At 44.6% G+C, this 25,134-nt stretch carries 27 protein-coding genes and 1 other RNA gene; 11 read left to right on the top strand and 17 right to left on the bottom strand.

Annotated elements, in window-relative coordinates; translation table 11 throughout:
- Positions 1–156 precede the first annotated feature (156 nt).
- The 8 genes from era to rpoE all read right to left on the bottom strand — a co-directional run bounded on the left by era (position 157) and on the right by rpoE (position 7,427).
- Entirely contained in the window at positions 157–1,119 is a 963-nt protein-coding gene (era, locus tag R7E78_RS19370) for a GTPase Era (protein ID WP_005380931.1), read from the bottom strand.
- On the bottom strand, positions 1,112–1,789 hold the full coding sequence (gene rnc / locus R7E78_RS19365; RefSeq protein ID WP_005380932.1) for a ribonuclease III: 678 nt from the start codon (positions 1,787–1,789) through the stop codon (positions 1,112–1,114). The genes era and rnc overlap by 8 nt, the downstream gene beginning before the upstream one ends.
- A 21-nt stretch (positions 1,790–1,810) precedes the next feature.
- Positions 1,811–2,710 (bottom strand): signal peptidase I, encoded by a 900-nt coding sequence (gene lepB / locus R7E78_RS19360; RefSeq protein ID WP_005380933.1) that lies wholly within the window; start codon positions 2,708–2,710, stop codon positions 1,811–1,813.
- 104 nt (positions 2,711–2,814) lie between these two features.
- Positions 2,815–4,608: a translation elongation factor 4 gene (lepA, locus tag R7E78_RS19355; RefSeq protein ID WP_005380934.1), complete on the bottom strand. Its 1,794-nt coding sequence runs from the start codon at positions 4,606–4,608 to the stop codon at positions 2,815–2,817.
- A 158-nt stretch (positions 4,609–4,766) separates the two neighbouring features.
- Positions 4,767–5,237 carry a SoxR reducing system RseC family protein gene (locus tag R7E78_RS19350; protein WP_005384575.1) on the bottom strand — a complete coding sequence of 157 codons (471 nt, stop codon included), beginning with the start codon at positions 5,235–5,237 and terminating at the stop codon, positions 4,767–4,769.
- A gap of 2 nt (positions 5,238–5,239) precedes the next feature.
- On the bottom strand, positions 5,240–6,199 hold the full coding sequence (rseB, locus tag R7E78_RS19345) for a sigma-E factor regulatory protein RseB (protein ID WP_137282368.1): 960 nt from the start codon (positions 6,197–6,199) through the stop codon (positions 5,240–5,242).
- Complete coding sequence (locus tag R7E78_RS19340; protein WP_262640684.1) at positions 6,196–6,822, bottom strand: sigma-E factor negative regulatory protein; 627 nt, start codon at positions 6,820–6,822, stop codon at positions 6,196–6,198. The genes rseB and R7E78_RS19340 overlap by 4 nt, the downstream gene beginning before the upstream one ends.
- 26 nt (positions 6,823–6,848) lie before the next feature.
- Positions 6,849–7,427 (bottom strand): RNA polymerase sigma factor RpoE, encoded by a 579-nt coding sequence (gene rpoE, locus R7E78_RS19335; protein WP_005380946.1) that lies wholly within the window; start codon positions 7,425–7,427, stop codon positions 6,849–6,851.
- Positions 7,428–7,981: 554 nt separating this feature from the next.
- Here rpoE and nadB point away from each other — a divergent pair.
- Positions 7,982–9,595, top strand: coding sequence for an L-aspartate oxidase (gene nadB, locus R7E78_RS19330; protein ID WP_005380947.1), 1,614 nt, complete (start codon positions 7,982–7,984; stop codon positions 9,593–9,595).
- A gap of 22 nt (positions 9,596–9,617) precedes the next feature.
- Here the strand turns inward: nadB and R7E78_RS19325 are convergent, their stop codons facing one another.
- Together R7E78_RS19325 and R7E78_RS19320 are read right to left on the bottom strand one after the other, a co-directional pair.
- The gene (locus R7E78_RS19325; protein ID WP_230856650.1) at positions 9,618–10,079 is read right to left on the bottom strand and encodes a protein YgfX; all 462 of its coding nucleotides are present in this window, start codon (positions 10,077–10,079) and stop codon (positions 9,618–9,620) included.
- Positions 10,048–10,308 (bottom strand): succinate dehydrogenase assembly factor 2, encoded by a 261-nt coding sequence (locus R7E78_RS19320; RefSeq protein WP_005380951.1) that lies wholly within the window; start codon positions 10,306–10,308, stop codon positions 10,048–10,050. Before R7E78_RS19320 ends, R7E78_RS19325 begins: the two co-directional genes overlap by 32 nt.
- 189 nt (positions 10,309–10,497) lie before the next feature.
- On the opposite strand from R7E78_RS19320, the gene ygfZ reads away from it, so the two are divergent.
- The 3 genes from ygfZ to R7E78_RS19305 all read left to right on the top strand — a co-directional run bounded on the left by ygfZ (position 10,498) and on the right by R7E78_RS19305 (position 12,777).
- The gene (gene ygfZ, locus R7E78_RS19315; RefSeq protein ID WP_033907444.1) at positions 10,498–11,466 is read left to right on the top strand and encodes a tRNA-modifying protein YgfZ; all 969 of its coding nucleotides are present in this window, start codon (positions 10,498–10,500) and stop codon (positions 11,464–11,466) included.
- Positions 11,459–11,932, top strand: a complete 474-nt coding sequence (locus R7E78_RS19310) for an aminoacyl-tRNA deacylase (protein ID WP_262640689.1) — start codon at positions 11,459–11,461, stop codon at positions 11,930–11,932. The genes ygfZ and R7E78_RS19310 overlap by 8 nt, the downstream gene beginning before the upstream one ends.
- Positions 11,933–12,570: 638 nt before the next feature.
- Complete coding sequence (locus R7E78_RS19305) at positions 12,571–12,777, top strand: DUF1107 domain-containing protein (protein WP_005380970.1); 207 nt, start codon at positions 12,571–12,573, stop codon at positions 12,775–12,777.
- Positions 12,778–12,842: 65 nt separating this feature from the next.
- Here the strand turns inward: R7E78_RS19305 and R7E78_RS19300 are convergent, their stop codons facing one another.
- The 3 genes from R7E78_RS19300 to R7E78_RS19290 are packed head-to-tail and all read right to left on the bottom strand — an operon-like array spanning position 12,843 to position 15,863.
- Entirely contained in the window at positions 12,843–14,051 is a 1,209-nt protein-coding gene (locus R7E78_RS19300) for an FAD-dependent 2-octaprenylphenol hydroxylase (RefSeq protein WP_262640683.1), read from the bottom strand.
- A gap of 31 nt (positions 14,052–14,082) precedes the next feature.
- Positions 14,083–15,261 (bottom strand): 2-octaprenyl-6-methoxyphenyl hydroxylase, encoded by a 1,179-nt coding sequence (ubiH, locus tag R7E78_RS19295; RefSeq protein ID WP_262640682.1) that lies wholly within the window; start codon positions 15,259–15,261, stop codon positions 14,083–14,085.
- A 23-nt stretch (positions 15,262–15,284) separates the two neighbouring features.
- Positions 15,285–15,863 (bottom strand): YecA family protein, encoded by a 579-nt coding sequence (locus tag R7E78_RS19290; protein ID WP_005380976.1) that lies wholly within the window; start codon positions 15,861–15,863, stop codon positions 15,285–15,287.
- 249 nt (positions 15,864–16,112) lie between these two features.
- On the opposite strand from R7E78_RS19290, the gene R7E78_RS19285 reads away from it, so the two are divergent.
- From R7E78_RS19285 to serA, 5 genes are all read left to right on the top strand, one after another.
- Complete coding sequence (locus R7E78_RS19285) at positions 16,113–16,421, top strand: cell division protein ZapA (protein WP_005384553.1); 309 nt, start codon at positions 16,113–16,115, stop codon at positions 16,419–16,421.
- 8 nt (positions 16,422–16,429) lie between these two features.
- Positions 16,430–16,614, top strand: a non-coding RNA gene (gene ssrS / locus R7E78_RS19280) — 6S RNA.
- A 5-nt stretch (positions 16,615–16,619) separates the two neighbouring features.
- Entirely contained in the window at positions 16,620–17,219 is a 600-nt protein-coding gene (locus R7E78_RS19275; RefSeq protein ID WP_005384552.1) for a 5-formyltetrahydrofolate cyclo-ligase, read from the top strand.
- 53 nt (positions 17,220–17,272) lie between these two features.
- Positions 17,273–17,929, top strand: a complete 657-nt coding sequence (gene rpiA / locus R7E78_RS19270; RefSeq protein ID WP_005380982.1) for a ribose-5-phosphate isomerase RpiA — start codon at positions 17,273–17,275, stop codon at positions 17,927–17,929.
- A 274-nt stretch (positions 17,930–18,203) separates the two neighbouring features.
- The gene (serA, locus tag R7E78_RS19265; protein ID WP_017821632.1) at positions 18,204–19,436 is read left to right on the top strand and encodes a phosphoglycerate dehydrogenase; all 1,233 of its coding nucleotides are present in this window, start codon (positions 18,204–18,206) and stop codon (positions 19,434–19,436) included.
- Positions 19,437–19,507: 71 nt separating this feature from the next.
- On the opposite strand, the gene R7E78_RS19260 is transcribed toward serA, so the two are convergent.
- Together R7E78_RS19260 and R7E78_RS19255 are read right to left on the bottom strand one after the other, a co-directional pair.
- Positions 19,508–20,200: an oxidative stress defense protein gene (locus R7E78_RS19260; protein WP_005384550.1), complete on the bottom strand. Its 693-nt coding sequence runs from the start codon at positions 20,198–20,200 to the stop codon at positions 19,508–19,510.
- A gap of 208 nt (positions 20,201–20,408) precedes the next feature.
- A complete protein-coding gene (locus R7E78_RS19255) occupies positions 20,409–21,305 on the bottom strand; it encodes a LysR family transcriptional regulator ArgP (protein ID WP_025768836.1) in 897 nt (298 codons plus the stop codon).
- 147 nt (positions 21,306–21,452) lie between these two features.
- Between R7E78_RS19255 and R7E78_RS19250 the strand changes: the two genes are divergently transcribed.
- Both R7E78_RS19250 and R7E78_RS19245 read left to right on the top strand, forming a co-directional pair.
- The gene (locus tag R7E78_RS19250) at positions 21,453–22,082 is read left to right on the top strand and encodes a LysE/ArgO family amino acid transporter (protein WP_031780897.1); all 630 of its coding nucleotides are present in this window, start codon (positions 21,453–21,455) and stop codon (positions 22,080–22,082) included.
- Between the two features lie 26 nt (positions 22,083–22,108).
- Entirely contained in the window at positions 22,109–22,591 is a 483-nt protein-coding gene (locus R7E78_RS19245) for a YbaK/EbsC family protein (RefSeq protein ID WP_005380994.1), read from the top strand.
- Positions 22,592–22,638: 47 nt separating this feature from the next.
- On the opposite strand, the gene mscS is transcribed toward R7E78_RS19245, so the two are convergent.
- Positions 22,639–23,505 carry a small-conductance mechanosensitive channel MscS gene (mscS, locus tag R7E78_RS19240; RefSeq protein ID WP_005384548.1) on the bottom strand — a complete coding sequence of 289 codons (867 nt, stop codon included), beginning with the start codon at positions 23,503–23,505 and terminating at the stop codon, positions 22,639–22,641.
- Positions 23,506–23,931: 426 nt separating this feature from the next.
- The gene (fbaA, locus tag R7E78_RS19235; protein ID WP_005380996.1) at positions 23,932–25,008 is read right to left on the bottom strand and encodes a class II fructose-bisphosphate aldolase; all 1,077 of its coding nucleotides are present in this window, start codon (positions 25,006–25,008) and stop codon (positions 23,932–23,934) included.
- Positions 25,009–25,134: the final 126 nt, after the last annotated feature.

Below are 25,134 nucleotides of genomic sequence, written 5' to 3'. Positions count from 1 at the left end.
GAGTAGTTTTACAGGCAAAGCCGAAGCGGATGATAACCACCTACTGAAGTAGGTGGTTTAGGGCTGAAAATAAAAAATAAGGAGCCGAGCGGCTCCTTATTTTAATCGATACTGATTTTTCATCGATGTTGGAGCGAAGCACCTTCGCAGCCAAGATTATAAATCGTCTATATAACCCAACGATCGCAACGCTCGTTCGTCGTCTGCCCAGCCAGATTTCACTTTTACCCAGGTTTCTAGGTAAACTTTACGACCGAACAATTCTTCCATATCCAAACGCGCTTCGCGACCAATGGTTTTAATCTTCTCGCCGCCTTTGCCAATCACCATTTTCTTCTGACCATTACGCTCAACAAGAATCAAGGCATTGATGTGGAAACCGTCGGTTTCGGGGTTGTAATCAAAACGTTCAATCTCAACCGTTACTGAGTATGGCAGCTCTTCACCAGTAAAGCGCATCAGCTTTTCACGCACAATCTCAGACGCCATAAAACGCTGAGAACGGTCAGTCACGTATTCTTCTGGGAAGTGATGCGTTGCTTTAGGTAAGTGGTTACGTACGTGCTTACGCAGTACATCAATGTTCTTACCTTGCTTGGCAGAGATTGGCACAACATCCACGAAGTCCATCTTCTTAGACATCTCCGCCATGTGTAGCATCACGTCGTTACGATCTTGTACGTTGTCGACTTTGTTTACACAAAGCACAACTGGGAAGTTCGATTTTTGAAGTTTGGTCAGCACCATCTCATCGTCTTTAGTCCAATGCGTACCATCGACTAAGAAGAACACAAGGTTTACATCACTCAATGACGAGTTAGCAGCACGGTTCATCAAACGGTTGATCGCACGCTTTTCTTCAATGTGAAGTCCAGGCGTGTCGACGTAAATCGCTTGGTAATCGCCGTCCGTATCCACACCCATAATACGGTGGCGTGTCGTTTGCGGCTTACGAGAGGTGATCGAAATCTTCTGACCCAAAATCTTGTTCAAAAGTGTCGACTTACCTACGTTTGGACGACCAACAATAGCAATAAAGCCACAGTGTTGGTTTTCTGGCGAGCTTGGCTCACCCTGTGATGCGAAAAACGCATCGATATCGAATTCGTTATCAGCCATTTGTTAATTGCTCAAGTGCTGTTTCAGCAGCCGCTTGTTCTGCCTTGCGGCGGCTGGTGCCTTTACCGATTACAGGCTTATCCACACCTGCTACTTCGCACTCAACCGTGAACTCTTGGTTGTGCGCTTCACCTTTAATATTAGTCACTGTGTAGACAGGCAGCGGTTTTCTTCTGCCTTGTAGGAACTCTTGTAGGCGAGTTTTCGGATCTTTCTGTGAAACGCCTGGTTTAATGGCTTCAAGGCGTGACTGATACCAACTCAGTACAATGCCTCGCACAACTTCAAGATCACTGTCTAGGTAAATTGCGCCAATAATGGCTTCAACCGCATCGGCTAAAATAGAGTCTCGGCGAAAACCGCCACTCTTCAATTCACCTGGACCTAATTTTAAATAATCTCCTAGATCGAATTCACGACCCAGTTCCGCCAATGTATGTCCGCGAACCAAAGTAGCACGCATGCGGCTCATGTCACCTTCGTTCACTTTTGGGAAACGATGGTACAGATCATCAGCGATGACAAAACTTAAAATTGAATCGCCCAGAAACTCAAGACGTTCATTGTGCTTACTGTTGGCGCTGCGGTGCGTCAGCGCCAAATTGATAAGCCCGGCATCTTGAAACTGGTAGCCGAGCTTTCTCTCTAGTTTATCAATTGGAGAATTCATACTCTCTCGATATTTGAATGGTTAGTGAATGCCACCGATGCGGTTAAAACGCACACCAGTTGGAATCCATGAAGGTAGAACACTATCTGCGCCACGATCAAACTCGAAGCTGATCCAGATCGCGACAGCTTTACCGACTAAGTTTGCTTCTGGAACAAAGCCCCAGTAACGGCTGTCAGCACTGTTGTCACGGTTATCACCCATCACAAAATACTGACCTTGTGGTACAACCCACTCTGTCGTTCCGCTGCGTGGGAAATATTGCTCCACGCGGTTACGCACAAGAGGGTTAACCAAAATATTGTGCTCAACGTTACCCAATTTTTCATCCAGTTGGATCATTGGAATACCGTTCGAGCTAAACTGACTTTCTTCAACATTGCTCAGTTTAACTGGCTTACATGCCGATTCGCCTTGGCTTTGCACGCAAAGCTGCTTATCACTTGAATAACGCACGATATCACCAGGTAAACCAACTACACGCTTAATGTAGTCCACACTTGGTTGTGGTGGGTATTTGAATACCACGATATCACCACGCTCAGGCTTACCAGTTTCCACTAGCTGAGTACGCCATACTGGGTCTTTTAGACCGTACGCGTACTTCTCAACTAAAATGAAATCGCCAACCAGCAAGGTAGGCATCATTGAGCCTGATGGGATTTGAAATGGTTCGTAGATAAAAGAACGTAATACTAAAACGAACGCGATCACAGGAAAAATAGAGACGCTATTTTCAACCCACCAAGGCTGACGCTCAACTTTTTGCAAGGTCACTGCATCCAAACCATTAGACGTCTGAGCTTGAATCTCAGCCAGTTTTTCCTGACGCTTTTTCGCGAAAACCAGCTTTTCCAATAGCCAAACCACGCCAGTTACCAAAGTCGCAATAACCAACATCAGTGAGAATGTATTCGCCATTAAATTCCCTTATCTAAAAATACGAAAGTGAAAGAGCCGAAACCCTTTCACTTATTTTAATATCTAACGTCTTAAGACCGACAAGTGTGAGACAAAGTTCAACTTTAGTCTTTACCTACGTGAAGGATGGCTAGGAACGCTTCTTGAGGCAGCTCAACGTTACCGATCTGCTTCATGCGTTTCTTACCTTCTTTCTGTTTCTTCAGAAGTTTTTTCTTACGACTTACGTCACCGCCGTAACATTTCGCAATAACGTTCTTACGCAACTGTTTTACCGTTGAACGAGCGATAATGTGGTTACCAATTGCCGCTTGGATTGCGATATCAAACATTTGGCGAGGGATGAATTCTTTCATCTTCTCTACCAACTGACGACCGCGAGTCTGAGACTGATCTTTGTGTGTGATCATCGCCAATGCATCAACAGTGTCACCGTTAAGAAGAACGTCTACACGTACCATGTTCGAAGCTTCAAAGCGCTGGAAGTTGTAATCCAAAGATGCGTAACCGCGTGATGTTGATTTCAGACGATCGAAGAAATCCAGTACCACTTCAGCCATTGGAATATCGTAAGTCACAGCGACTTGGTTACCGTGGTAAACCATATCAACTTGACTGCCTCGCTTTTCAACACACAGGGTGATTACATTACCTAGGTACTCTGAAGGCACAAGGATATTACAACGCGCAATCGGTTCACGAATTTCTTCAATATCATTGATCGCTGGTAGTTTTGCTGGGCTATCAACATACAGCAGATCGCCATCCGTCTTCTCAACTTCGTAAACTACCGTTGGTGCTGTGGTGATAAGATCCAAGTCGTATTCACGCTCTAGACGCTCTTGGATGATTTCCATGTGCAACATGCCAAGGAAACCACAACGGAAACCAAAGCCAAGTGCCGCAGAGTTTTCTGGCTCGTAGAATAGCGATGCGTCGTTAAGGCTTAGTTTGCCTAGTGCGTCACGGAAGTTCTCGTAATCGTCAGAAGATACTGGGAACAGACCTGCGTAAACCTGAGGTTTAACTTTCTTAAAGCCTGGTAGCGGTTTATCACAACCATTCTTCGCTAGAGTCAGCGTATCACCAACAGGGGCACCAAGAATGTCTTTGATACCACAAACAACCCAACCTACTTCACCAGTACGAAGGGTATCGGTATCCACTTGTTTTGGCGTAAAGATACCAAGGCGGTCCACACCCCAAACTTGGCCCGTACTCATCACTTTGATCTTATCATTCTTCTTCAGTTCGCCGTTTTTAATACGCACTAGAGAAACAACGCCAAGGTAGTTATCAAACCATGAGTCAATGATCAGCGCTTGTAGTGGCGCATCTGGATCACCTTCCGGTGCAGGGATCGCTGACACAATGTTCTCTAGAACGTCATCAACACCGATGCCTGTCTTCGCAGAACAGCGGGTTGCTTCCATTGCATCGATACCAACGATTTCTTCAATTTCTTCCGCTACACGCTCAGGATCGGCTGCTGGTAGGTCAATCTTGTTCAAGATTGGCACAACCTCTAGATCCATTTCGATCGCGGTGTAACAGTTAGCCAGTGTTTGAGCTTCAACACCTTGACCCGCATCCACAACCAATAGCGCACCTTCACAAGCCGCTAGAGAACGTGATACTTCATATGCAAAGTCAACGTGCCCCGGAGTATCGATGAAGTTCAGCTGATACGTCTCACCGTCTTTAGCGGTGTAGTTTAGCGTCACACTCTGAGATTTGATGGTGATGCCACGCTCACGTTCAAGATCCATAGAATCCAGAACCTGTGCGGCCATTTCACGATCGGTTAACCCGCCACAAACTTGGATTAGACGGTCTGATAGGGTCGACTTACCATGGTCGATGTGGGCGATAATCGAAAAGTTACGAATGTGCTTCATAGATTTAGGGTGACTAACTCTTTACAAATAGGGACAGTAAGAAACGCCATCTACTGACGGCATTTCAATCAAGTTGGCAGATTCTACCGAATTTCGTTAACGGGCGCACGTAATTTAAAGTACATACCCAAATAACCTTTAGTGGAGGGGGACAACACTTACTGGATTGGCTCTCCAAGTACCCGAACGAGGGTAACTTGGCGCTTAGATTCATCTTCTAACGGACGAGAAACACGTTTTGCGATCCACATTCCACCAGCGGCAAACAATACCGATGCCAATATGATGATGCCTTCCCCGCCGGCTGTCAGCGGCGCTAATAGGAAGTGACCAAACATCGCACCGATAATCAAACCAAACAATGGCAGTAAATAAACCGCCATTGCTGATTTTATTAGGCTCGACTCAGGAAAACCAATCTCGACGACTTGACCTATTTTCACCGATTTATCCGTGCGCAGGTGCCAAGATAAACTCTTGTTACCAATGGCTTTAGTAACAACGCCCGTTCCACAGCTTTTCTGTGAAGAGCAACTACTGCAACTGGTCTGCTGTTCGCAACTTAAATCAATTTCGTATTGCTTGCCGCGACGATGCACGTCTGTCACGGTAGCCAACGCGGTCATCATTGTTATTTACTCTTTGTTACATTAAATGTGACAGATTGGGCGATACGCTGTGCTGTGGTCGGTGGAATGTCTCCTACAACAGAGATTTCATGTTGACCACTTACAAAACTGTGTAGCGTTCTTCTGCCTTGGCGAACCAACTGCCCTTTTAACGAATGCTCATCCTTGTTTGCTACGTAAACAGAGAAGCTAAACAGACCATCAGAATACAGCTGGCTCTCCACCATTTGGTTAGTAACGGCCATACGATAGCGGTTGAGCTCGTTCGGCTCGAAACCCTCAGGGATCCAACCAACCTGCCAATTACTGGTCCCAATATCGCCTTTTGGCATGGTGAGAACAGCAGGTAATTGAACATCTTGCAGGCCACTCATTAACTCTGCGATTTTTGGGTTTACCGTGTAAGAAATAGTGCGATATTGTTCAAGCATCTCACCATCGCGGTCCACAAGGTCGGCACGTAACGGCAATTTACTCTTCTCATCGATCCATAGTACGTATGAATAGCGCAGACCGTCTTTAGGAACAATACGCAGCACTTGTGTTGCCACACCAGCTTCACGAGCTCTACCCACTTTTACGTAGTCGTAATACAAGTTTAGCTCATCGATATTGGTGTTGAGCATAGGCATAGTCGGAGCGACCATTTTACCTGACTCGATGGTGAATGGTTCTAAACCCGTTTCGATATAACTTACTTCAGTTCCGCGACGAATCACTTCACGCACAGGGCCACTTAAGTAGACAAGATGAGCATATTGATCGTCACCATGCGTGGCATGACGATACAGCAACGGCTCAATGCTGTTCTTTTTGATAAGGATATAAGAGAGTTCGTAACTTAAATTCTTACTCGCCTCGCTCATTTGATGCAATAAAGCCTCCGCTGGCTTATCACCAGCAAAGGCTTGAGAAAACATCATACTGAACAGAGCGCAAGCGCTGATCAGAAATTTTTTCATTCAATATCCGGATTCAGATTTGCATCTTGTTGAGATGCATCACTGTTAATTCGTAACTGCAAGTCGTAGTCTCGCAGCATAGCATGAACACGCTTGCGCTGCTCTTGCATATTTGCCTCGCCTACAGAACGTTCTACAGACTCACGAGTCAAACTCACTGGTTCTGCGCTGCCAGCAAACGGAACCGTCTGCAATACAGGTAATTGATCTGTTTGCGGCGACATTGAATCGCTACCACCGTACTGCTGTACACCTAAAATAACAACAAGCGATACACATGCAGCAACAGCAACTTGACCAAACTGCGTCAACCAACCTGGCAACTGACGTTTTGCTTTTTGCGGTTCTGGTTGCGACTCTTTTGGCGTATCCGCAATTGAGATAACATTTGCACTGTGCGAATCAAACGCACGGTGTGCAGGTTCATCTTCTAACGCTAACGCCACGCTTTCAGCAATATTCCACTCAGGTTTTGCTGGCGCTTCGCCTCGCATCACATCACCAATCAGGTGATAGTTCTGCCAAGCATCACGGCTCTCTTGGTCTTGCTCTAACTCTTGAATTAAAGCCTTATCGACCAGTTCTCCATCCATGAGAGCTGAAAGTTTTTCTTTGTCAGCCATTATTTTCACCATAGTTATTACTTGTACTAGCGTTGCAAAAGAGGTCTGATTTTCTTTTCCACCGCCTCACGAGCACGGAAGATACGCGATCGTACCGTTCCTACCGGGCAATCCATCACTTCTGCAATTTCTTCATAACTCAAGCCATCGAGCTCTCGTAATGTCATTGCGGTTTTTAAATCTTCAGGTAAAGCTTCGATTGCACTGAACACCACCCGTTGCAATTCTTTGGACAACGTTAAGTTCTCAGGGTTCGATATTTCTTTAAGTGCACTACCTGTTTCGTAAAATTCAGCATCTTCAGCATCGACATCTGTCGCTGGAGGTCTACGCCCTTGAGCAACAATGTGATTTTTCGCAGTATTCACTGCAATGCGATACAGCCACGTATAAAACGCACTTTCCCCACGAAAGCTAGGGATAGCTCGGTAAGCTTTAATAAACGCTTCTTGTGCTACATCTGGTACATCGCCAGGATTACTAACGTATCTGGAAATAAGATTACATACCTTATTCTGGTACTTTGTTACCAACAGGTTGAATGCTTGCTTATCGCCATTCTGAACTCGCTCAATCAATACTTGATCGGTCAGCTGCTCGTTCATTCGAGCGGATACTCCTATTTGTTATGCCCCTACTCTTCTCAGATATGGGTACTAATTATGCAAAACGTAGTATTGACACCACTGCTTACTTGAGCACTATTGTGACCCTAACGTGAATGAGAAAGTTCCATGGTTTCTCAAGTTTTTTGTCATTGTTTTTTCACAATGTGATGTCTGTACCCAAATGACCACCGCTGCCTGACTTTAGTCTAAGTTTGACAAGCGAGCATCTTGGAGGGAAATGGGTATAATGAATGATCTCTGTCCCAGATTGTGCTGGGTCGGGCATGGAAAAGCAATGGCATTGACAAACTATTACTTTTCATTTGCATGGCTAATGGCTATCTGAACACCGCGTTACAAATTATAACTTAGGAAGCATGCTCATGCTCTGCATGAAAAAGAAGAGTGGCTCAGTCACCGCCGTAACACGGACGTCGATAGGTCTCCCAACTTAGCCCTTAGCGACAGATGTCGCGATAATGGAATGCACATGGTGTGCAAATAATACACAAGGTAACTTTGTTACCTTAGCTTGGGATTATAAAAGTTATATGAACACAAATCGTGAACATGAGTGTGATGTATTAGTGGTAGGGAGTGGCGCGGCAGGTTTGTCGTTGGCTTTGCGCGTTGCTAACCACTGTAAGGTGATGGTGCTGAGTAAAGGACCACGCAGCGAAGGGGCAACCTACTATGCTCAAGGCGGTATCGCTGCCGTATTTGATGAGTCAGACACCATTGATTCACACGTTGAAGACACGCAAATCGCCGGGGATGGTATTTGCGATGAGGAGACCGTAAGGTTCATTGCTGAGCATTCAAAAGAGTGTGTACAGTGGTTGATTGACGGTGGTGTACCATTTGATCGTGAAGAAGATGACTCTGACGATGAACCTCGCTACCACTTAACTCGTGAAGGTGGTCATAGCCGTCGTCGTATTCTTCACGCGGCAGATGCGACAGGTATGGCGATGCAAACCTCCCTGCAAGATAACGCTCATAACCATCCAAACATTCATGTTCTCGAACGTCACAATGCTCTGGACTTAATCACCGAAGACAAAATTGGCGGTGATAAAAACAAAGTTATCGGTGCTTATATTTGGAACCGCAACGAAGAGCATGTCGAAACCGTGCGAGCCAAATTTGTGGTTCTCGCTACAGGTGGTGCTTCAAAGGTTTATCAATACACCTCTAACCCAGATGTGTCGTCTGGTGATGGTATTGCGATTGCTTGGCGTGCAGGGTGTCGTGTGGCGAATATGGAATTTAACCAGTTCCACCCTACGTGTTTATATCACCCAGAAGCACGTAACTTCTTGCTGACTGAAGCGTTGCGTGGCGAAGGTGCTTACCTGCGTCGTCCAGATGGCTCTCGCTTTATGCCGGATTTCGATGAACGTAAAGAGCTTGCTCCGCGTGACGTCGTGGCTCGTGCTATCGACTTCGAAATGAAGCGTTTAGGTGCCGACTGTATGTATCTCGACATCAGCCATAAGCCTGCTGACTTTATTACGAAACACTTCCCAACCATTTATTCACGTTTGATGGACTTGGGCATTGACATGACTAAAGAGCCAATCCCAATCGTACCTGCTGCACACTACACTTGTGGCGGTGTCATGGTGGATAGAAATGGCTGCACCGATCTGAAAAATTTGTATGCGATTGGTGAAGTTAGCTACACCGGGCTGCACGGTGCTAACCGCATGGCATCAAACTCACTTCTCGAATGCGTGGTTTATGCTTGGTCTGCGGCAAAAGATATTCTAAAACATCACACTAACGTTGAGCTACCCTCACAGGTGCCATGTTGGGATGAAAGTAAAGTAACCAATAGTGATGAAGAAGTGATCATTCAGCACAACTGGCACGAGCTTCGTCTGTTTATGTGGGACTACATGGGCATTGTGCGAACTGACAAGCGTTTAGAGCGCGCCTTACGCCGTATCCAACTGTTGCAACAAGAAACACACGAGTACTACAGCAATTTCCGAGTGTCGAACAACTTATTAGAACTGCGTAACCTTTTACAAGTAGCAGAGTTGATGGTTCGTTGTGCGATGCAGCGTAAAGAGAGTCGAGGTTTGCACTACACGCTTGACTATCCGAACCAACTGGAAAACAGCGGCCCAACGATTTTGGTTCCAGCTAAACAGCTTTAACTTTACCAAGTAAACTATTACATCAGCAGGGAGCATTAGCTCCCTGTTTCATTTCCCATTGGCGTAATACCAAAGATAGTTGACGATACTGCTCATCGTCACAGCTATCACGCCAAATCGTAACAACACGGCCAGATTGCAATTGGAATGTTATCTTGAATGGTGATGCCGATGTATCGACTCGCTGTAAATGACCCTTTTCGGACTCAATATCTTCCGAGCATTCGCCACACTCAAGGGCATCAAACCTAACCGAGCCATCGCAGTGCACATACCAATGCCCATGACTTGTAGGTTGAACAAGGCCTTGGCTTGAGAGAGCCTTAACAATCAGTAATAACAAATAAGTCGATAATACGAGCGGAATGCTAGAGAGGATAACAGCCCAAGTCATCAATAAGAAAAGTACAACATTGAAGACTCGGGCAGTCAGAGAGGGAGAAGCAGTAAAATTAACGAACTTTGCTGAGGTTATGGGCGACAATTTTATCAACCATTGCTGCATGACCTAAATTTTCGCTACGGCCATGCCCCATTACCCAAGTAAACAGATCAGGATCATCGCATTCAAGTAAAGAAACAAAGTCACGCTGCTCTTGTTCACTCAGAGTATCAAAGCACTCTTCAAAAAACGGCATAATTACTACGTCAAGCTCAAGCATGCCTCGACGACAAGCCCATTTAATACGCGCTTTTTCTTCCGGAGTGTACATTCACTATTCCTTCATAGATGTCTTGTTGTTAGTGCGGAGTGTAACAAGGGATGTGCTACGTCACTAGTGTGCGGGTCACAATACGATAGTGAAAGCAGACAAATGTTGATTCGTAAATCGCTCCCCTAGTATCTCAAGGTTATTTGGGTATAACATAGCGGAAAAATATCTTCAAAAGGCATTGTAATTATGGAATGGCAAACTCGTTTTTCAGCATTACCTCTCTCAACTCAAGACGTACTTCCAGAGTTATCTATCTCACTGCTGGATAACTTCGGCATGATCACCATGATCGGTGATGATAAAAAATCATACTTACAAGGTCAGGTTACCTGCGATGTTGTTTCTTTAGAACAAGACCAATCAACACTGGGCGCACATTGTGATGCGAAAGGAAAAGTGTGGAGCGTGTTCCGCCTTTTCCATCATCATGATGGCTACGGCATGATCCAACCAAAATCGGCGATTGACGTAGAACTTAATGAAATAAAGAAATACGCTATTTTCTCTAAAGTAACGATTGAAGCTTCTGATGACGTTATCTTAGGTGTTGCTGGCGTCAAAGCCGACGAATTCATTTCAACAATGAGCAAGACAACTGGCAGCGTTCGCCCAGTTGACGGTGGCACAGCAGTGCAAGTTGCACAAGATCGCTGGTTACTGATATTAAGTGCGCCAGAAGCACAGCAAATCGTTGAAACTACCGACGCTGTCTTTACGACAAATGAGCTTTGGAATCGTTTCGATATTGAGGCAGGTTTACCATTTGTCTCTGCATCCGCGCAGAATGCTCACATTCCACAAGCACTTAACGTGCAAGCTTTAGGAGGCATAAGCTTCACAAAGGGCTGCTACACGGGACAAGAAACGGTAGCACGAGCGAAGTATCGCGGTACCAATAAACGTGCGATGTATATCGTAAAAGGTGCAACTTCTGCTCCATTCAGTGACGAACCAATTGAGCTCGAACGCAGCGTAGGTGAAAACTGGCGTTCAGTAGGTGCTTTATTAAATCACTACCAGTTCAGTGACAATCACGCGATTGGCCTGATCGTACTGCCTAATAATCTCGATGAGGACACTCGTCTTCGTTTGGTTGCGCAACCAGAATGTGAATGGACAATCGAATCACTGCCTTACAGTCTTGATGATGAGTAATACAAGCAATACTCCTTTGATGCAATTTCTCACAGACCAACACATTCCGTTTCGTCTGTTACCGCATCAAAGACCAGCAACCACCATTGAGGATGCCGCGCACCAACGCGGCATTCGCCCCTCTCAAATGGTGAAAGCAATCTTGCTACGAGACATGGGTAATCAATATGCACTCGCCTGTGCGCCAGGTGATCGTAGCGTTGATCCCAAAAAAGTGCGCTCGTTACTGAAATATCGCCGGATGACTTGTGTTGATCAAGCCGATGTTGAGTCCATCACTGGTTACAAAATTGGTACTGTCACTCCTCTGCTACTCAAACGTCATATGCCAATCGTGTTCGACCCTAGCTTACTAGAAGAACAGGAAGTCACGATCAGCAGTGGCGATCGCATGGCTGGACTGGCGCTTTCTATTAAAGATCTTATCCAATTGTGTCAGCCGACCGTAGCTGAGATCTGTCGTTAATCGTCTAAAAACAATGTAATGACATGTAGTGTTTCTATCACTGCGTGATCTCGCTCATATCTACAAAAATAGACATGAGAATTTTTAATCACATATAAAACATAAATAGTCACAAAGATAAAACTCGTATATGCTGAATTTGTTGGTTAAGTTTCAAACAAGCACTTAACCGATATAAAGTGAGTCAGCTAGCTGAGTGACAGCATTCATGCAGTTAGTTATCCACTTTTGTGTAATGCATCTGTGACTATTCGCCCGCTGAAGCGGGCTTTTTTTACGTGGAACTTTTTCTCTTTCATTTCCTCTAATCGTTAGAACGTAAAGTGTGTTGCGCGAGGCACGACCTTAATAGGAACAACTAGCAAACAACCGTTTTCGTTCTATTCTTAATTCTGTAACAAAACTATTGCTTAATGCGTCACGTAAAAAGGAGTGTATTGGCGTAAGGGTTCCTTTAGAGAGGTTATTTTTGGGGTAATCCTCACGCTATTTAAGAGATGACACTGTCAAATTGTCTAAGACAACACAATTCTCTGACGCAACACCCTACATCTGTATTTAATACTATTGCTGTCACAATAATTTTCGCGTCCAGAACGTAGAATACCTAGGCTAGGTTAGATAAAAGGAAAGTAAATATGAGACTGTTTAAGCGCTATACACCAAGTATGATTGCTAAACATATAAGTCGTCTTTTTAAAGGAAGAATTTATATTTACGGGGTCGGTAGATTCGAGTTTGATAACGGTAAGTTAATACTGCCGGAGAAAGCAGAGCAACGCCATTTCCGAGCGGTCAAAGAGATCAATCAAGAAATAATGAAACTCCGATGCGCATATGCTTAGCAAAATGTTGATAAAACAAAGGCTGGATTAACCAGCCTTTTGTGTATTTGAAGTTTGCTTTGCACTTACTGACGCGCCAGATCCGGCAAGTGTCCCTTTAAACCAAGCGCGCGCTTCATGATCTCATCTTTCGCTCCCGGCAGTTGCCCCGCTAAACTCAAGCCAATGCCACGAACAAGCTTCTTAGCAGGGTTCTCGCCAGAGAACAAATCTCGAAACCCTTGCATAGTAGCGATCATCTTTGCCGCTTCCGCTTTTCGCCAACGCTCGTAGCTTCTTAGGTTGCGTTTACTGCCGATATCTTGACCCTGCTTCCAAAGTGCTAATACTTCTTGAGCAAGACTGGCCGCATCTAATAAACCTAAATTCACACCCTGCCCCGCTAATGGGTGAATGGTATGGGCCGCATCACCAACCAGCGCGACTCGCTCGACAACAAAATCTCGCGCATAGCGCATTTTCAAAGGAAACGCAGCACGCTCTCCCACTACTTCACATAGACCAAGTCGAGCATCAAACTCACTCGTCAACGCTTTATTGAAATCATGTTCACTCATCACCACTAACTGATCTGCTCGATTTGGCTCCGTGGACCAAACAATAGAGCACATATCTGGTTGCGACATTGGCAAAAATGCCAACGGTCCGTGAGGAGTAAATATCTGGCGCGCAATGCTGTTGTGTGGCATAGCAGTTTTGACATTCGCGACCAAAGCATGATGACCATAGTCCCAATGCGTTAATGGAATATCCATTTGATGGCGAAGCCACGAATTCGCCCCATCGGCTCCGACCACTAATTTAGCGGTCATGGCTTGGCCATTATCGAGCGTCAGCCAGCTTTCTTGCTCACCGACCGCGAGAGTCGCGCAACGTGCGGGCATAAACATCGTGACGTTATCGAGCTTTTGGACTTGTTCAAGCAGCGCAAGTTGAATCACACGATTCTCAACAATATGCCCTAAATCAGGTTGTGCCATACTTTGTGCATTAAATTCAATGCTGGCAAAGCTATCTTGTTCCCATACTTCCATGCCATGGTAAGGCGAAGCTCGGCGCTGTTCTATGCCCTGCCAAGCACCAAGTTTACGCAAAATCGTCTCACTAGAGCGGCTCAGCGCAGACACACGAACATCGGGTAATTCTTTCAACGAATCATCTGGCACTTTACCTTCAATAACGGCGACACGCAGATTACTGTCTTTGAACGCGGCAGCAAGTGCCAACCCAACCATCCCTCCGCCGATGATGGCGATATCTACACTTTGCATCATTGCTTTTTATTACCTAATTCAGTGCGGCCGTTCATCGTTTTACCAAACCAAGTGTATGGCGTATTAGCGGCTGCTTAAAAATAGAAAGGTTATCCATCGCTGCTAAGGCAGTATTTCGGCCAATTCGCATCGCGGGTAAATCATTTGAAAAAACATGCACCAAGGCACTGGTTAGCCAAATAGTTTCGCTTCGATCTGCTTCTCTACGTTGACTAAAGCGCATCAGGCCTTTATAAAGACCCACATCCTCACTTTGCTGTACAATTTCTTCTGCTAGTGAGACTACATCGCGAATACCGAGATTAAAGCCTTGTCCAGCTATCGGGTGCAGCGTTTGTGCCGCATTTCCAACAATCGCAAAGCGATGTGAAATATTTTGCTTTCGATGACGAAGAAGTAATGGGTAACTTGCACGACGCCCCACTTTTTTCATCGCGCCTAAACGCCAACCAAAATCGTTCTGTAAATGCTGGAGAAATGCTTGATCAGATAACTCAAGAACGGCTTGGGCTTCTTCAGGGTGCAAACACCAAACTAAGGACATTCGATTGTCACTCATTGGCAATAAAGCAACAGGGCCATTTTCAGTAAAACGTTCAAAGGCTCTACCTTGATGAGGTTCTTGAGTCACAATATTGGCAATGACAGCCACTTGTTCAAAATCTTGCTCAGAAAGTTCTAGACCAATTTTCTGACAACAGGTCGAAACAGCACCATCTGCAGCCACCAACAGTTTTGCTTCAAGTTGCTCACCACTTTTCAACGTCACATGGGTACAGTTTTGCTCGCGCTCGATATCAGTAACCGAGTCAGGACAAAACAGCGTAATGGATGCGCTGCTGTCTAATAATTCTTGATATACGCGACCAACATCGGCTAATTCGACAACATACCCTAGTGCTTCAACGCCAATCTCTTGCTTGGTAATTTCCGTCATCCCAGCATGAAAGCGGTCAGAAACGTGGATATGTTCAATAGGTGTGACAAACGGTTCTAATGAAGTCCAGAGCTGTAGTTGACGCAACAGATTGACAGTACCGTAAGACAATGCGATTGAGCGAGAGTCAAAACCAGGGTGCATATCTGATTGTGCTTTAAAAGGCTCAACGACGGCAATGCGGAGCTTTCCCTGAGACAAATGGTCAATCGCCAATGCTAACGTTGCACCAGCCATGGCACCACCAGCAATGACTACATCATATTGCTTCATACTAACCTCTGGACGGTCTACGATTAGTGAATAGTAGGTTTTTTGTCGCTGCTTTCAGGACGAACACCAAATTCAGCATGAATCGTTAGTACGCAAGCTTTGATGTGCTCAATCACTTGCTCTAGCAATTGCGCTTGTTCACCAAGATCGTCATCTTCATCAATGCCTAATTTGGCAATCTCTTCTAGATCAGCCAGTGCTTCTTTAGCGTCATCAGATGCTTTGTTAAGCGCAACGCCTGCTAGACCTAGCCCAGAAATAAAGTGGTTTACAAAGTCGGACACACTGTCGGCTAATGCGAATAAGCCTTCTTCGCCCGGCTCATCTGGCAATAGTAAAGACAGCTCCATTGATGTGCCAGTAAGCTCATTAACAGTAACGTTGAATATGCTCTGAGCAAAAGTGAGTGCTGTCGAGGGCCACCCCATCCCATCATTGGTGTAGTCAAAAAGAATCGGCTGCCAAGTTTGATCATTGATCGCCAATCCACCACTTAACATGCCAACAAATAAGCCATGTAACTCCGCCGGTGTCACAGCCAGGCTTGCCGATTGCAGTTCAGCAGCAATAGATTGGTATTCAGGAAGGGTGATTTCACTCATAACTTGGCTCATTCTTGCGTAATAATGTATTGGTATATCCTACCATCAAGGTTAGTGGTCTGAAACGGCTATCAAATTCAATTTTGGACAGCATTTGTTCAATTTGCCCAATTCCTGTGTGATCTCGTCATCATTTCTCTTTCTGTGATGGGAAATGCTTGAATCTTAATAGCGGTTTTCCTATAGTTTGCTCCTCGGTAGTTGTATGAAGCAACACCTTAGATAGCGCGAATATAGAGTTTATTCATCATGAGCAATCAAGCGATCGACGTTGAAATATTAGGCAAACTTACACGTGTGAATTGTCCGACAGGACAAGAAGAGTCTCTTGTTGCAGCGGCAAAAGATCTGGATCGCCGATTGAAAGAAATGAGCGAACGTACTAAGGTAACCAATGAAATCCAACTGCTGACCTTTGCTGCATTGAATATTTGCTATGAGTTGCACACCAAGTCATACGAATCCAATGGTCAACAGCAAGAAATTACTGAGCGAATGGAAAAGCTCACCGCGTCTTTAGAGAACGCACTAAGCAAAGTTACGCAAGGACAGCAGTAAATACAAAATTTACCCTGGGGTGTGCGTCAGCAGGATTTAAGTCCCTGAGCCGATAAGCAATACCTAAGGGTTAGTATTTGGTAACTATTGAGCAAGCTCGGCATGCACCGAGAAGCCTACGGTTGTCATTGCTGATCCGCCTTGAACCAGCTGGTTCAAGGGCCACAATCCTCAACGGCACCCTGGGGTATTCTCTCTATGTCAGACCTCTCTCGACAAGACTTCCGCAAACTGATTCGTGAAAAGCGCAACGCTCTGTGCAGTGATACGCAATACCAAGCGGGAATCGACCTTATTACTCAATTTTCCCAACTTCCTGAAATCGATCAGGCGCAACATATTGCCATCTACCTTTCTGCAGACGGTGAGCTTGATACTAAACCGCTCATTGAATGGTTATGGCAACAGGGAAAATCGGTTTATCTGCCCGTCATCCATCCCTTTTCTAAAGGTCAGTTACTGTTTCTTCAGTATATAAGTGATGAACAGCTCGTCTACAACAAGTACGGCATCTTAGAGCCCAAGCTCGATATCAGACACCTCAAACCCGTTCGCCAGCTTGATTTAATCTGCACGCCTTTAGTTGGGTTCGACAGTATCGGACACCGCTTAGGCATGGGCGGAGGGTACTACGATCGTACTCTGTCACGTTGGTTTATAACTGGAGAGGGTGCTAAACCTGTCGGTATCGCTCATGACTGCCAACATGTAGAACGCTTACCAATTGAAAGCTGGGATATTCCATTACCTAAGATCGTGACCCCAAGCCAAATATGGCAATGGGAAAGTGACAAGTAAGCCGCTATAATCACGCCCGCAAACGTTAACGAACATCTATTCAGGAGATTGGCATGACTCAAGATGAAATGAAAAAAGCGGCTGGTTGGGCAGCACTAAAATATGTTGAGAAAGGCAGCATTGTCGGTGTTGGTACTGGCTCTACCGTGAATCACTTCATCGATGCACTAGGCACTATCAAAGATGATATTAAAGGTGCAGTGTCTAGCTCTGTCGCTTCAACTGAGCGCCTTAAAGAGCTTGGTATTGAAGTATACGAGTGCAACGATGTAATGAAGCTGGATGTGTATGTTGATGGCGCAGATGAGATCAACCCAGCACGTGAAATGATCAAAGGCGGCGGCGCGGCTCTGACTCGTGAGAAAATTGTCGCAGCAATCTCTGATAAGTTCGTATGTATCGTTGACGGCACTAAAGCAGTTGACGTACTTGGCCAGTTCCCATTGCCTGTTGAAGTAATCCCAATGGCACGCTCTTACGTGGCTCGTGAATTGGTAAAACTAGGTGGTGATCCAGCTTACCGTGAAGGCGTTGTGACTGACAACGGCAACGTGATTCTGGATGTGCACAATATGCAAATTACCAACCCGAAAGAAATGGAAGACAAAATAAACGGCATCGCTGGTGTGGTGACTGTGGGTCTTTTCGCTCATCGTGGTGCAGACGTAGTGATCACTGGCACACCAGAAGGTGCAAAAATTGAAGAGTAAATAACAGCCAAAAATGAACCTATCTGGTTCACTTTTATGTTATTTCATTACATACGGTGCTGAAAGGCACCGTTTTTTATTCCTTTCTATAAGAAAATTATCTCTTATTCCGTAATTTTCTTACCCAAAGCAATTTTTTTTTGTTACTTTATTGAACAGAAGACGCACAGGGAAACGTTTGTCTTCCTACAAAACTGTTAATTATCCCCTTTTTAATAGTTTTGCCCAATGTGCGCCACATTAGCCCACCTTTCCATTTTAAGGACGAGAAAAAATGGCCAAAGTTTCACTGGAAAAAGAAAAGATTAAGATCCTCTTGTTAGAGGGACTCCACCCTTCTTCAGTTGAAGTTCTTCAAGCAGCTGGTTATACCAACATTGAATACCATAAAGGTTCCCTTCCGGAAGAAGAACTAATTGAAGCGGTAAAAGACGTGCACTTCATTGGTATCCGCTCCCGTACGAACCTATCCGAAGAGGTAATCAATGCAGCGAACAAGCTGGTTGCAATTGGCTGTTTTTGTATTGGCACTAACCAAGTAAACCTAGACGCAGCAGCAAAACGCGGTATTCCTGTCTTTAATGCACCATTCTCTAACACTCGAAGCGTGGCAGAGCTTGTACTTGGGCAAATCCTTTTACTAGTGCGTGGTATTCCTGAAAAGAATGCTCTTGCACATCGCGGTATTTGGAAGAAAAGTGCAGACAACTCTTACGAAGCTCGTGGTAAGTGCCTTGGCATTATCGGATACGGTCACATTGGTACGCAGCTTGGTATTATTGCCGAAAACTTAGGTATGCGCGTTTACTACTACGATATTGAGAACAAACTGTCCCTTGGTAATGCGACGCAAGTACATACCATGAGTGAACTATTGAACAAATGTGATGTGATTTCTTTGCACGTTCCCGAAACACCGGAAACGAAAAACATGATGGGTGAAGCTGAATTTGCTCGAATGAAACCAGGTTCCATCTTTATCAACGCGGCACGTGGCACCGTTGTGGATATTCCTGCACTTTGCCATAGCTTAGAAGCTGGTCACCTTGCCGGCGCTGCAATTGATGTATTCCCAACTGAACCAAAAACAAATGCTGACCCGTTCGAGTCTCCTTTACAAAAATTCGATAACGTCATTCTCACTCCACACGTTGGTGGTTCAACGCAAGAAGCACAAGAGAATATCGGCTTAGAAGTGGCGGGCAAACTGGCTAAGTACTCTGATAACGGCTCGACACTTTCAAGCGTAAACTTCCCTGAAGTGTCATTGCCAGAACACAGTGGTGAGTGCTCTCGTCTGCTTCATATCCATAAGAACCGTCCTGGTATTCTAACTCAGATCAACACCATCTTTGCTGAAGAAGGTATTAACATTGCCGCGCAGTACCTACAAACAGCCGCTGAAATAGGCTACGTAGTGATCGACGTTGAAACTGAACGAGCAGAAGAAGCTCTAACAAAGCTCAAAAACATTGAAGGCACAATCCGTGCTCGTATCCTGCATTAAACTGTGAAATAGAAATGACAAAGGCAGGGGTTGTAACTCCCTGCCTTTTGCTTTTTACTGTTTGCTAAGCCTTACTTTAGCTTATAAATGACATCGACTTGATCGCGAATGATCATGGTTGAATCTTGGTAGCTATTCGCTCCTTCTTTACTATCCATCGCCATTGAACGCATTAACACAGGCTGAACGTGCATCTGTCTGTAATTGATCTGCCATACATCGCCCAACTTTTTCTCAAAACCAGTCGCTAATGACCCTGCTTTTTCTCTTGCGTCCTTAATCGCAGCCATTCGTGCCTTTTGCTGATACTCGGCTTGGTTGCTTACCTTAAGTTGAATATTATCAACCTGATTAATTCCCGCTTCTAACGCCATATCTAGGTATTGGTTAAGGTTTTTCAGATCCGTCACCGTGACATCAATACTGCGAGATGCTCGATACCCAACAAGTTCTGCTTTTCCTGATTTAGGGTAATGGTACTGAGGAGCAAGGTATAAATTCGAGCTAGTAATATTGTCTTTTGACAAGCCGGCATCCGATAAGCTTTTTAGAAACTCTTCAACGGTTTTATCTACGGACAATTTCGCTTGTTCGGCCGTCATTGTCGTATCGACTACTTTTACAGAAAACGTAGCCATATCAGGTGTGGCCGTCACTTCGCCATACCCCGTTGTCGTAACATGAGCAAACTCTGGCGTATTCGCCAAAACTGAAGCACTGGTAAGGCTGAGTGCTGAAGCCAGCAAAAATGAATACAATTTCATTCAATAAATCCATCCATACAAAATTAAGTACTTAATCTCAGATTCCAACATCACTATCATGGCTGAGAAAGCGTGTGGTTTCATAATAGAAACTTCCGCCGATTATCCAAGCACCCATAGTGACTTCTAACACAACTTTGACTATGTAACATTGGCGTAATTTTTAAACAAAACACACTTAAGTTAACGATATGCAGCTCTGACGAACTTATTGAGGTAGATGCTGCTGCGCATACCCCACTATCGCATGTGAGATTTCTTGTAGTACCCCAGTTTCTAACTGCCAGTGGTGCCAATAAATCCGATGGGACATTAAAAAACCTGGAGTCACATCAACCAACACACCTCTGTCTAATTCGTCGGTAATTTGCAAGCGGGGGATCAAGCAATAAGCTACACCAGCTAACGCCACTTTTAGAAACGCTTCAGAACTACTGATGTTGTGATGAATAACGCTGTCAGGATTGACGTTAAAGTGCTCGGTAAGAAATGTTTTATGTAGATCATCATATTGGTCATATGAAACGGCCGGTGCTTTTGCCAATGTCTGATTATTTACGCCTTTAGAAAAATAACGCTGATAGAACTCTGGGCTCGCGACACAAACATAATCGATGCGACCTAAATAGTCTGCTCTGCATCCGGGGATTGGCTGGGACTCCAAGCTGATCGCTCCTGTCACTTCGCCACTTTTGAGTTTTTCAATAGAGCGGTATTCACCATAGATAGTCAGTTTTAGTTCAACTTGACGCTGCTTCATAACATTTTGCAGCGCTGGCAGTAGCCATGTTGCAAGGCTATCTGCATTAGTCGCTAAAGAGAGTTGCACAGGTCGCGTACTGGTATCATTTTTTAGTTCGGGGAGAATTTCATGCTCTAGCAAGCGTACTCGCCGATAAAGACCCAACAATTTTTTACCAATTAGCGTTGGCTTAGGTGGCTGGCTTCGAATTAAAACAGGCTGCGCGAGAAACTTCTCTAACTGCTTGATACGTTGAGAAATGGCGGATTGAGAAACAAATAAATGCTCGGCAGCACGCTCAAAGCTACCCTGATAAACTATAGCGTCTAATGCCTCAATCCATTTGTAATCTAACCCTCGCATACCTTCCCTCTCACTCCAGATCAAACGCCTCCCGTTAAATTAGTCTATCTAATGTAAGATTAAAATCATTAATTATACTTATTTAGATAAACGCTTTATCTTTCCCCTCTATGTAAATGTATTTGTTATTTTGAAGTGAGGTGAAGTGTGAGCTTGTGGGTTCTATTGCAAGGTTTTGGTTTAGGAGCATCAATGATCATTCCGATCGGCGCGCAAAATGCGTATGTTTTGAATCAAGGCATAAAGCGTAACCACCACCTAACAACCGCCACTATTTGTAGCGTGCTAGATATGATTTTCATCTCTCTAGGTATCTTTGGTGGTGGTGCAATTCTGTCTCAAAATGAAATCTTACTGACGTCGGTGACACTTGGTGGTATTGCTTTCTTGAGCTTCTATGGACTGCTCTCGCTAAAAAGTGCTTTTAAGCCAGAGAGTGAATCGGAATCAAAAGGGGAGATCGTAGCTCGAGGTCGTCGAACAGTTATTCTAGGTGCGTTAGCTGTCACTGTGCTTAATCCGCACTTATATTTAGATACAGTCGTTATTCTAGGTTCGATCGGTGGACAATTTGAAGGCCATGATCGCATTGCTTTTGCACTAGGTACGATTATGGCTTCCTTTGTTTGGTTCTACACTTTATCGATAGGAGCAGCCAAACTAGGTCCAACACTCTCTCAACCAAAAGTGAAAAAAACCATCGACATTGCAATCGCAATGATGATGTTCACAATAGCGTATATCTTAGCTAGTGAGCTTATTGATAAGTATTGGTAATCACCAGGTAGTAAGGCAGCAAAGATATGGAGTCACTAAAACGTATTTATAACAACAATAGAGAGCGATTCAACGCGCTCTCTATTCCTTTTCGGGAATGGCAGCACGAAGCCATCTTAGACTTTGAGACAGATATACGCATTGCGAGAGAGCTTGGTTGGACGGGTACGCATACCAAAAGCCTCTTTTTAACACTCAAAGGACAAGGTTACGCGGTTTATCTGACAGATAAGGACTCGCGCCTCGATGCCAAGCAGATTAAAGCGATTACAGGTAAACGTCCCTCTATTTGTAATGACGATGAAATGGTCGAAGTGTTAGGTTGCGTGCCCGGCGCGGTTTGCCCAATAGGCTTACCGGAATACATCACTATCATTGTTGATACCAATCTCTATCAACATCAAGAGTTGCTCTATACGCCTGGCTTACCTGAGTTCACATTTGGATTTGCAGGTAAACATCTAAAACGCCTCTTACTTGCTGGTCATCACACCCTTTACGAAATATAAAAAAGCGAGGCCTATTGGCCTCGCTTTCGAATATCGACTGCTTTTGATTAAGCGTCGACTTTGTTCAGGTGAACATCCATTTGTGGGAATGGAATCTCGATACCATTTTCATCCAATGCTTCTTTAATACCTTGCATTGCATCAAAGTATACGCCCCAGTAATCTGCAGTTTTCACCCATGGACGAACCACAAAGTTAACTGAAGAGTCTGCTAACGTAAGTACACCAATTGTGATATCTGGGTCTTTCAAGATACGTGGATCTTTCTCTAGCGTCTCACGAATCACTTTCTTCGTTAGTTTAAGGTCTGCTTTGTATGAAACACCAATCACTAGGTCGACACGTCGTGTCGCATGGCGAGAGTAGTTAGTAATGGCACCGCCGATAACTGAAGAGTTAGGCACAACAACCATTTTGTTGTCTGGTGTTTTTAGAACTGTTTGGAAGATTTGAATTGCTTCAACACTACCCGCTACACCACCGATTTCTACGTAGTCGCCTGATTTGAATGGACGGAACGCAACAATAAGTACGCCTGCTGCAAAGTTTGATAGTGAACCTTGTAGTGCAAGACCAACAGCAAGACCTGCCGCACCAATCACAGCAACAACAGAAGCGGTTTGAACTCCTAATCGACCAAGAGCCGCGATTAGCACGATTACAAATAGCAAGTAACGAACAAGACCGTGAATAAATTCAACGACGGCCTTATCCATGTTTTTCTTTTCTAGTACTTTAGAAACACTACCAGCGACTGCCTTAACGATAAGATTACCGATAAACAGAATAAGCACCGCAGAGATAATGTTCACACCGTACTGAACCAGTAGATCTGAATTGTTTGTCAGCCAAGTTTCAGCCTGAGTTAGACCATCCGTTAAAGTGGTATCGATACCCACCGATTCACCTGCCATAATTCTTATCCTCAAAAATAAAGAGATATAAATCCAATTGCCGTTAATTTATGAACCTTGTTTTTTTAAAGGCTCTTTTCTAAAACAACGTCCCTATTGCTCCACTGAACAGTGTCAGATTTTTGGCACAATATCCCAACTCTGACTTTTTTCAAAGTCAGAGTTTCGCAAAGATATGCAAAACAAGACTTTATCAGAGCTTTCTGACACTGACTTGTTACAGGTTACGCAATGCACTCTGATTTCGCCACTCTTAAGACTGATATTCCCATGTTTTCTTTAAAAAAAACGTTAAAGGTGAGATATCTCACTAGCAAATACAACCTAACGCATAAAAATATCGGGAGAAAGCAGAGGGGAAGAAAATGATAGATATAAAAAAACCCGCTCAAAGAGCGGGTTTTTAAGTAACTTAATCAGTAACGATTATAGTACGTCAACTGCGTTAAGGTCAGCAAATGCTTGCTCTAGACGAGTAACCATTGAAGCTTGGCCTGCACGTAGCCATACGCGTGGATCGTAGTACTTCTTGTTTGGTGCATCTTCACCAGTTGGGTTACCGATCTGACCTTGTAGGTAATCGTGGTTTTCAGCTTCGAACTTACGGATACCATCCCAAGTAGCCCACTGTGTATCAGTATCGATGTTCATTTTGATTACACCGTAGCCGATAGATTCACGGATTTCTTCTAGAGAAGAACCTGAACCGCCGTGGAATACGAAGTTTAGAGAGTTCGCTGGAAGACCGAATTTCTCAGAAACGTGCGCTTGAGAATCACGTAGGATAGTTGGAGTTAGTACAACGTTACCTGGCTTATATACGCCGTGTACGTTACCGAAAGATGCTGCGATAGTGAAACGGTGGCTGATTGCGCTTAGTTTCTCGTATGCGTATGCAACGTCTTCTGGAGAAGTGTATAGTTCAGACGCATCCATATCAGAGTTGTCAACGCCGTCTTCTTCACCACCAGTACAACCTAGTTCGATTTCTAGAGTCATGTTCATTTTAGCCATGCGCTCTAGGTACTTAGCAGAAATTTCGATGTTCTCTTCTAGAGACTCTTCAGAAAGGTCGATCATGTGAGAAGAGAATAGTGGCTTACCAGTTTGCGCGAAGTACTCTTCACCAGCGTCTAGTAGACCGTCGATCCAAGGAAGTAGTTTCTTAGCTGCGTGGTCAGTGTGTAGGATTACTGGAACACCGTAAGCTTCAGCTACAGCGTGAACGTATTTCGCACCAGCAACAGCACCTAGGATTTGAGCTTCTTGACCTTCAAGTTTTAGACCTTTACCAGCAAAGAAAGCAGCGCCACCGTTAGAGAACTGAACGATAACTGGAGCTTTAACTTTTGCAGCTGCTTCAAGTACTGCGTTTACAGAGTCAGTACCCACACAGTTTACTGCTGGAAGTGCAAAGCTGTTTTCTTTTGCAACTTCAAATACTTTCTGAACGTCATCGCCAGAGATAACACCTGGTTTTACGAAGTCGAAGATCTTAGACATGGATGTAATCCTATTTATCTGTCGTTTTTAAACAAAACTTGTTAAGTTGAAAATCTTGCAAACGTTTGCTCACAACTGAGGCTATTCTAGCAGAGTTCCTCACACGTTGCAGCAAACAAGAAAGCG

Source organism: Vibrio sp. YT-19(2023) (assembly GCF_033337395.1).
Note: the sequence above shows the minus strand (reverse complement) of the source record. Positions and strands in the feature narration are given on the sequence as shown.